The sequence below is a fragment of the Candidatus Methylobacter favarea genome, assembly GCF_902806695.1.
Taxonomy (GTDB): Bacteria; Pseudomonadota; Gammaproteobacteria; order Methylococcales; family Methylomonadaceae; genus Methylobacter_B; species Methylobacter_B favarea.
This window is the reverse complement of sequence record NZ_CADCXN010000127.1, coordinates 1-8,099: the sequence shown is the minus strand read 5'-3', so window position 1 is coordinate 8,099 and position 8,099 is coordinate 1. Positions and strand designations below refer to the sequence as shown.

The following is an 8,099-nucleotide window of genomic DNA, read 5'->3' as shown; positions in this document are numbered from 1 at the left end:
TCGGCAGAACTTCACGTGAAGAGAAGGTCTTCCATCTTTTGGACAAAACAGGTCTGGGTCTGGAAATTGGCCCTAGCCACAATCCTATGGCGCCTAAAAAAGAAGGATTTAACGTACATATCCTTGATCACGCGACTGCGGATCAACTTCGAGTGAAGTATAAGGGGCAAGAAATATATGGCGTAAAACTTGAAAACATAGAGGAGGTTGACTTTGTCTGGCACGGAGAGCCTTTTCAGGATCTGACAGGTAAAACTGCTTGCTACGACTGGATCATTGCCAGTCATGTTATTGAACATGTACCCGACTTGATTTCATATTTTCAGCAGTGCGAAGCGCTACTTAAGCCAGATGGCATTTTGTCTTTGGTTATACCGGATAAGCGCTATTGTTTTGATTATTTCTCTTCAACCAGCTCTACCGGGAATGTGCTGGATGCCTATGCAGAAAAGCGGGTAAGGCCCAGTCATGGACAGATATTTGATCACTTCGCCAACGCAGCCAAGCGAAATGGCAACATTGCATGGTCATCAGATGTGCAGGGAGGTGCAGACGAGTTTCTGTACACCATTGCTCAGGCGCAAGCGGTCTGGGCCCAATCGGTTTCTGCGACCGATTATATTGATGCGCACTGCTGGCGATTTACACCGGCGTCGTTTCGTCTTATGGTTTCAGATTTGCTGGGGCTTGGCTTGATCAAGCTGGAAATCAAAGCGGAGTTTGATACGACGGAGTGTGAATTTTATGTATCACTAGGCAAAAAGAGTGATGCTTCCATACCGTTAGACCGCCTTTCGGCTCTGCAAATCAGAAAGCTTGAAAATGCCTGATGCCGCGGGGCTTCAAACGGAAAAAAATAGATAGACATTTCTGCAATTCCATCTGATATGGACAGTGTATTAACTGGCGCCAGGGGAGTGGTGTGATACGCCTTAGTCTATTAGACCTGGTATCGGCCTTTTAATGACCTGCGAGTCTGCCGATGGATAAGAAGTTTGAGGTGTTAATACTGGGCCGTGGCTTATGTGTTGAGCTATTTTGAGTCCGTTCCTGCCTATAGCCTCTGATCAGACGATAGATTGTAAAGTCTTTTCCTGGCGTAACAGCCACATTTTAATTCAATCTGAAGAAAATTAGAATTCATAATGAAAATCAAAACAATACTAACGATGGTGTACTCGGGAAATGCTGTTTCTGTTTTCTTGGGGGGGCTTTTTTTATTTTTGGCTGGCGTCAGTAGTGCCTATTCAGAGCCAAGCATAACAAGTGAATCTGTTTTAAAAGGGCATGTAGATTCGCTTGTCGTGGATGGTGATAAATTAACAGCTCAAGGCTGGGTAGGTTCGACAAAACCAGATAATAAAGTTGTTTCTATCTCCATTTGGTTCGCCGATAAACTGATTTATGAAGGGCCTTTTGAACGATTTAAACGCCCAGATGTTGTTAAAGCAATGGAGCGCAATGATTGGGTTAATTCTGGTTGGCGCATTAATATGGTATTGCCAACTAAGTTGAAATCAGGTGAATATCTAGTCAAGGTATTGGCGGAGCTTGATAATGGCCAAGTAGAGAAATTAATTGTTAATCCTGCGGTTGAACGGGTTCATGTTAAGGAGGGTTTTAATCAGTCCAGACAGACCCTATGGGCTATGAGACTGGCGCTAGTATTCCTGTTTATCTTGCTTTGTACGGTCTATTTTCAGGCTGATACATTAGCTGGAATACTATTTTCAAAAACCAATTATTTGATCAAGCCGTCTGTAATTTTTGGTTCTACGTTGTTCTTGTGCTTTTGTGTACTCATTAGTTTGGGCATCACAGGTTCTTCAGTGAACTTGGGGCTACAACAAACGCCATTTGTTCAGTCTGATGCAACTAATGTTTTGGGACATGATCAGCCTGTCCGGAGTGATGAGTATCGTGTATTCACTCCCTTTGCTATAGCTCAATACAACTATTACCCGAAATTCCCGATAGTTAATACCAATCTTGGCGAAGACGGTCAGAATATGCTCGTTGTCGGTATGGCCGGTGTTCCCGTAGCGCATATTTCAGCAGTAGCCAAACCGGCTACTTGGGGGTTTTTTCTATTTGATTTGAAAAGAGCCTTATCCTGGTACTGGTTTTTTCCGATATTTGCTTGTTTGTTCGCTCTCTGGGGGGTTGTTGCTTTACTTTTGCGGGGGCAATGGAGATCAAGCTTTCTAATTGCTTTGTGGTTTAGTTTTTCTCCTTATGTGGCGGCATGGTCTAATTGGCCTGCCTATGCCGTGTTTTTTCCAAGTCTTGCCTTACTTTCTGCAATCGCTATTTTGAGAACGCATAGCCAATTTGCATTGCTAGCATTAGGCGGTATTTTGGGGTTAGCTTTAGCTGGTTTTGTTTTGATTTTATATCCGCCTTGGCAAGTATCTTTGGGATATGTATTTCTTGCGCTGGTCATTGGTATTGTTGTTAGAGATAAGCTATACAGAAACTTCAACAAATTCAGGCTGGCATCATTTGCAATTGCAATCATTATTTCGGGTTTGATATTGTGGAAGTGGTGGTCAGATGCTAATCTGGCAATTCAAGCTATGTTAGCCACAGTGTATCCTGGGCAAAGAACTACACTCACGGGTGGAAAAGTTGAATTACCAGAATTGCTGCGCGGCTTTACGAATTTGGTCACGTTAAATAAGCTGAATAGCACGTATAGCAACCAGAGCGAAATAGCCTCTTTTTCCTATATGTTGCTGCCACTGGTTTTATTATTCGCTCTCCGGGTATACCAAAAAGTGATTGGTGCGGTAGAAATTGCCCTTGCAGTGTCAATTAGTTTTATTTTGTATTTTACTCTGGTCGGCATTCCTGTCGAAGTAGCTCAATTTTCACTTTGGGGACGCGTTCAGCCGCAGAGAGCCGAGATTGCTTTGGGGCTATCAAACATATTGTTATGTGGATTGTTGTTGTCATCTAGCCTAAAACCTTTTCCAAACAAAATTCCAATCAGAACATTGGCAATCGTGGTGGCATCGATATGGGCAGCTGTGGTGCTCAACAGCATTTCACACCTTCATACGAGCATAATCGCTGGCTTTTCGCCAGGTGTGTTTGTGATGCTTTTTTTTATTATCGTAGCTGCTGGATATTGGCTGGCACTGAGTAAATTCAGAGAATTCATCTACCTTAATTTGGCGTTGTCAGTAGCAACAACATTGCCATTCAATCCAATTAATATTGCTCCGCACAGTATTACGGTCGCATCATTTATTAATGACTTTGATGAAAAGAGATCAGATTCTGTTGCGAGTGAACGAATACTGGTACTCGGCGAAACAGAAGTACCAGCAATGCATCTATTGGCAAGTGGTCGTTCTGTAGCAAATGGAACTTTTTATTATCCGCAGAAATCGCTGTGGGAGCGATTAGACAAAGATCATATCGAATCGAATACATACAATCGATATCAGCATCTGGTTTTTTCTGGAGAGAGTATCGAAGACATTGATAATTATCAAATTGACTCGCCCTATCCTGACATAGTGAGAGTTATGGTTGACTTGGAGCACTTTGATTTTCGCAAGACTGGGGCAGGGGTTCTGGCGGCTCCTCAACATGAGGAGGAAGCGTTACGGAAAAATGCCAAATTAACCTACATAAGGAATGAAAAAGGGTGGGCATGGTTTCAAATAACAGGGGACTTAAATGCTGATTAAAACGGAATTGACAATAGCTGTTGTTATACCTTGTTACCGGGTTACTAACCACGTATTAAATGTGATCGAAAAGATAGGTGCTGAAGTATCAGTCATTTTCGCGGTGGACGATGCTTGTCCTGACGGCAGTGGAGATTTCATCGTAAAGAATTGCCTTGATGATCGTGTAGTTGTGTTGCGTAATTCCCAGAATCTGGGAGTCGGTGGTGCAGTATTAACAGGATATCGTGCCGCAATTGAGGCGGGAGCTGAAGTAATTGTCAAAATTGACGGTGATGGGCAGATGGATCCAGGTTTAATACCTGCATTTGTCGCACCCATCATTGCAGGGGATGCAGATTACACCAAAGGGAATCGCTTCTTTGATCTTGAGGAAATCCGGGCCATGCCCAAGGTCCGTCTTTTTGGTAATGCAGTGCTGTCGTTCATGACCAAGCTTTCCTCGGGTTATTGGGATTTGTTTGATCCCACCAACGGATATACCGCCATCCAGGCCGATGTAGTGCGGCATTTGCCTTTTGATAAAATCAGCTGCCGTTACTTCTTTGAAACTGACATGTTATTCAGGCTCAATACGCTGCGTGCTGTTGTAATGGATGTGCCTATGGATGCCCAATATGGCGACGAAATAAGCAATCTGAAAATCTCGAAAATTGTTGGCGAGTTTCTTTTTAAACATATTCGCAATTTTTCAAAACGAATTTTTTATAATTATTATCTACGCGATATGTCTCTAGCTTCTATTGAATTACCGATGGGACTATTGCTGCTAATATCAGGCGGTGGGTATGGTTCTTATCACTGGATCAATTCGTTACAAAAAGGTGTTACCACTCCAGCTGGTACGGTAATGCTGGCAGTATTGCCCATTTTAATGGGAACTCAGCTGATATTGGCTTTTCTTGCTTATGACATAGCAAATGTCCCACGCAGACCATTCCATAAGATGCGCCGGAATTCAAATAACAAGCAACTATTACTCGGAGAGTTAAATGAAAAATGAAGATCAGGCTTGGCTGGATTATCGCGCCCGATTTGCGGATGTGTATGATGAGTCCAACTATGCCAGTCCCTTGCAATCAACAGTGATGAGGGCAAGCCATCGTCTCGCCGAAAAGAATTTTAAGGAAAATGATCATTTCGCCAAAGTGTTGGAAATTGGCGCGGGAACAGGCGAACATTTGAATTTTGTTCGTCATGGTTTTGATCACTATGTATTAGCCGATTTGGATGCAAAGACACTTGAAGTTGCTGAACGCAAGTTGAAAGGTAAGTTCGATAATAAACTGTTATATGAAACGCAAAGTGGTGAGGAGTTGCATTATGTTGATAATAGTTTTGATCGCCTGATTGCAAGTCATGTGCTTGAGCATATTAGTCAGCCACACTTGGCGCTTAAGGAATGGCGGCGCGTAGTCAAAAATAGAGGCGTACTTTCTATACTTATTCCAACTGATCCAGGTATTGCCTGGCGATTGGGCAGGCATTTGGGCCCCAGGAAAAATGCGCTTGCACAAGGCATTGCCTACGACTATGTCATGGCAAGAGAGCATGTTAATTCATGCAATAACCTGATTGCCTTGCTACGCCATTACTTTCCCGAGCGTACTGAGTCCTGGTGGCCTTTCCCAATTCCATCCATTGACTTGAATCTGTTCTTTGTTTGCCATGCAATCGTCGACAAGATGGAAGACTGAATGTTGGTTCAAATTGTTGCGGTGATATGTGTGATTGGGCTGGCTATAGGTCAGATTCTGTTCAAAGTTAGCGCTACTTCTCTAGCTCAGACTGGAAGTTTCTTTGCGCTTAAAACCGCCGCGACACTCCTTGCAGCAATGACTCTTTATGCAATTACCACTATTGCGTGGGTTTGGGTATTGCAAAAGGTAGAGCTTGGGCGGGTTTATCCTTTGATGGCTTTGGCTTTTGTTCTTGTTCCTCTAGGTAGTCATCTAATTTTCGGAGAACGTTTTCACTTGCAGTATTTTGTGGGTGTAGCGCTAATTATGATTGGAATTGTAGTGACAGTGAAGGCTTAGTAACTAAGTGAAGCCCTTGATAAAGTTAATACGAGATGTCCGCCAGAATGGGTGATAATAGCCGAGCCTCTGTCATTATCGTCAATTGGAACGGCGAACCATTCCTTGAACGCTGCTTGATGGCATTGATGGCTCAGACGGTCAAGCCTTATGAGATTATTCTGTTGGACAACGCAATTAAGCTGGATGGCGACTAATTATATGAATGCCAATTTATTAATCATAAGTTTAGCTTTTGCAGCATTCTTTTTTCTGCAGGGTTTGTAGTTGTTGTTCATAAGAGAATAAAATCATTAATTCGTGAGGTAAGAGAGTTATGAATGAATTATTTGTTGTTGCATCCTTGGTTATTACGATTGCTCTTCTTGGTTATTTGGCTTGGGAAGTGAATCATGATAATTAATAGTAATCAGACGATTAGAATATAGGTTCAGACTCCACTTCTATCTTTCCTGGGCCTTCTCTTCAGCAACGGAGCTACTCAGCGCTGAAGCAATTTCTTCCATAAATCGATTGTTGCCTAACGCCCATCCTTTATGGGTTGCCTCGCGGCTTGCAACAAGTGTCGCTTCACACTCACATGCGCTTTGAATTACGCCGGGTGCGCTGCTTGACGCGCCTCATTTTCTTTCTTTAAGACAACGTACAGGGCGTGATCGGCAATCATTTGTCAAGCTTGCCCTCAGCATGGCAGAGGCAGTTTGACCAGAATGCTCACATGGATGCACTACCTTATTGGCGCGCACTGGATTGAGTTCGATATAGCGGTAAGCAGGTATCGCTCACTATCGATCAACGTTGCTTTGTAACGCCGATGAGTGACCGGGTTTTCAGCCTCGTCATTCACGTTTTGAAATGGGTAATAGCTTCTACGTTCAAATCGAAGGTAAAAACACCGACCAGCTTCGGGGAAGGGAATCCCGCCATATAACTCTGAAAATCAATTGCTTCTTTTAAGACCTAAGTTATCATTACGTTAACCTGGGTAAAATCAGCCTTACCCCGATGATTCCCTCGCGGAGAAAATCCATGCTTAAAACCGTCGAAGCCATTTTAGAACCTTCCGGCGAAGTGCGCCTGTTGGAGCCTGTCCATGTCTCCAGGCCATCACGAGTGCTGCTGACCCTGCTTAAAATTAGAGTGGGCAATATCTACAAGGTACCGTTTTCATTTACCGGCCTTACCCAAGTCAAGGCGCGGCCGGCGTTGGGTCATGAGATACTGGAGTTCTCTGCCAGTAAGATCGCAGGCTTTCCGGGAGGAAGTTTATAAGCTATGAAAATCGTTCCCGGCCACACGCTCATCGCTCAGGATCAGACCAAGACTGTGCCTTTCATAATCGACAATCAACTGCGGGAGGTATTGGCGGGCTTTCCGGAATTGATACTGGCACTGGTATTTGGCTCGGTTGCCCAAGGTCGACAACGTCCAGATAGTGATTTGGATATTGCGGTAGCGGCCAACCAGCCGTTAACAGCGGTTGAAAAAATGGCTATTATCGCTGCCTTGGCAGAGCAAACGGGCCGCCCTGTTGACCTGATAGATCTAAAAGTGGTGGCCGAGCCTTTATTGGGGCAAATTTTGCGGCATGGCCGTCGCCTGCTGGGTAGCAATGGGGAGTATGGGCGCTTGATTAGCCGGCATTTGTTTGAACAGGCCGATTTTATGCCGTATCGCAACCGGGTGTTGGCAGAAAGGCGGACTGCATGGATAGGGAAATAGTTGGGCAAAAACTGGAATCGCTGCGGCGCTGCTTGCAACGCATCGAAACCAAATGCCCCCCGGAAGCCGATACCTTAATCACCGACCTTGATCTGCAAGACATTATCTCGCTCAACCTCAGTCGAGCCGTGCAGATATGTGTGGACATTGGCGCACACCTGATTTCAGGTATGGATGTACCGCCGCCCGACACGATGGGCCAAACATTCGATATACTTGCACAAGCCGGAGTATTAACTGCGGCACTGGCGCTCAGCTTGAAAAAAGCCGTTGGCTTTCGTAACATTGCAGTCCATAACTACGATGTAATCAACTGGCGGATTGTGCACAGCATTGTAAAAAACCATCTGGCAGACTTCACAGAATTTGCGAAGATAGCGGCGAAAGAACTGGATTAACACGATAGAAAGCTATCTGCCCAAAGCATCGCCAGTTTTTAGCTTATGGAACTTTAATTTTTCAAAAGAAACGACTTGGTTATAAATATACTAAAAACAACTGCCGATTGCCTTATGGCATTGCTAAATAAATATAGACAATGTATAAGTTTTGGAACATTCAGGTGCCTTGGGAGGGCGTGATGGATTGTCCAAAATGCGGCAAGCAAGCGAACTGCAAAGACGGCCGAGCGAATGGCCGT

Annotated in this window: 9 protein-coding genes; all 9 read left to right on the top strand. The window is 44.2% G+C overall.

The features are described from left to right. Positions 1–830: class I SAM-dependent methyltransferase (locus tag HUX64_RS18770; RefSeq protein WP_217426623.1), on the top strand; the 830-nt coding region annotated here is incomplete at its 5' end. Positions 831–1,145: 315 nt separating this feature from the next. Beyond that, complete coding sequence (locus tag HUX64_RS18765; RefSeq protein ID WP_174627713.1) at positions 1,146–3,698, top strand: DUF7657 domain-containing protein; 2,553 nt, start codon at positions 1,146–1,148, stop codon at positions 3,696–3,698. After that, entirely contained in the window at positions 3,688–4,701 is a 1,014-nt protein-coding gene (locus HUX64_RS18760) for a glycosyltransferase family 2 protein (protein WP_174627712.1), read from the top strand. Before HUX64_RS18765 ends, HUX64_RS18760 begins: the two co-directional genes overlap by 11 nt. Then, a complete protein-coding gene (locus HUX64_RS18755; RefSeq protein WP_174627711.1) occupies positions 4,691–5,395 on the top strand; it encodes a class I SAM-dependent methyltransferase in 705 nt (234 codons plus the stop codon). Before HUX64_RS18760 ends, HUX64_RS18755 begins: the two co-directional genes overlap by 11 nt. Then, positions 5,396–5,737, top strand: a complete 342-nt coding sequence (locus HUX64_RS18750) for an EamA family transporter (protein ID WP_217426622.1) — start codon at positions 5,396–5,398, stop codon at positions 5,735–5,737. Positions 5,738–5,772: 35 nt separating this feature from the next. Next, a complete protein-coding gene (locus tag HUX64_RS18745; protein ID WP_174627710.1) occupies positions 5,773–5,934 on the top strand; it encodes a glycosyltransferase family 2 protein in 162 nt (53 codons plus the stop codon). An 832-nt stretch (positions 5,935–6,766) separates the two neighbouring features. Beyond that, a complete protein-coding gene (locus tag HUX64_RS18740) occupies positions 6,767–7,009 on the top strand; it encodes a hypothetical protein (protein ID WP_174627709.1) in 243 nt (80 codons plus the stop codon). 3 nt (positions 7,010–7,012) lie between these two features. Next, positions 7,013–7,459: a type VII toxin-antitoxin system MntA family adenylyltransferase antitoxin gene (mntA, locus tag HUX64_RS18735; protein ID WP_174627708.1), complete on the top strand. Its 447-nt coding sequence runs from the start codon at positions 7,013–7,015 to the stop codon at positions 7,457–7,459. Beyond that, positions 7,444–7,857 carry a type VII toxin-antitoxin system HepT family RNase toxin gene (gene hepT / locus HUX64_RS18730; protein WP_174627707.1) on the top strand — a complete coding sequence of 138 codons (414 nt, stop codon included), beginning with the start codon at positions 7,444–7,446 and terminating at the stop codon, positions 7,855–7,857. The genes mntA and hepT overlap by 16 nt, the downstream gene beginning before the upstream one ends. The last annotated feature ends 242 nt before the right edge of the window (positions 7,858–8,099 follow it).

Excerpts from the sequence above, each read along its gene's own strand:
- HUX64_RS18765 (WP_174627713.1), top strand. The coding sequence starts at position 1,146 with ATGAAAATCAAAACAATACTAACGATGGTGTACTCGGGAAATGCTGTT.
- HUX64_RS18760 (WP_174627712.1), top strand. The coding sequence starts at position 3,688 with ATGCTGATTAAAACGGAATTGACAATAGCTGTTGTTATACCTTGTTAC.
- HUX64_RS18755 (WP_174627711.1), top strand. The coding sequence starts at position 4,691 with ATGAAAAATGAAGATCAGGCTTGGCTGGATTATCGCGCCCGATTTGCG.
- HUX64_RS18750 (WP_217426622.1), top strand. The coding sequence starts at position 5,396 with ATGTTGGTTCAAATTGTTGCGGTGATATGTGTGATTGGGCTGGCTATA.
- HUX64_RS18745 (WP_174627710.1), top strand. The coding sequence starts at position 5,773 with ATGTCCGCCAGAATGGGTGATAATAGCCGAGCCTCTGTCATTATCGTC.
- HUX64_RS18740 (WP_174627709.1), top strand. The coding sequence starts at position 6,767 with ATGCTTAAAACCGTCGAAGCCATTTTAGAACCTTCCGGCGAAGTGCGC.
- mntA (WP_174627708.1), top strand. The coding sequence starts at position 7,013 with ATGAAAATCGTTCCCGGCCACACGCTCATCGCTCAGGATCAGACCAAG.
- hepT (WP_174627707.1), top strand. The coding sequence starts at position 7,444 with ATGGATAGGGAAATAGTTGGGCAAAAACTGGAATCGCTGCGGCGCTGC.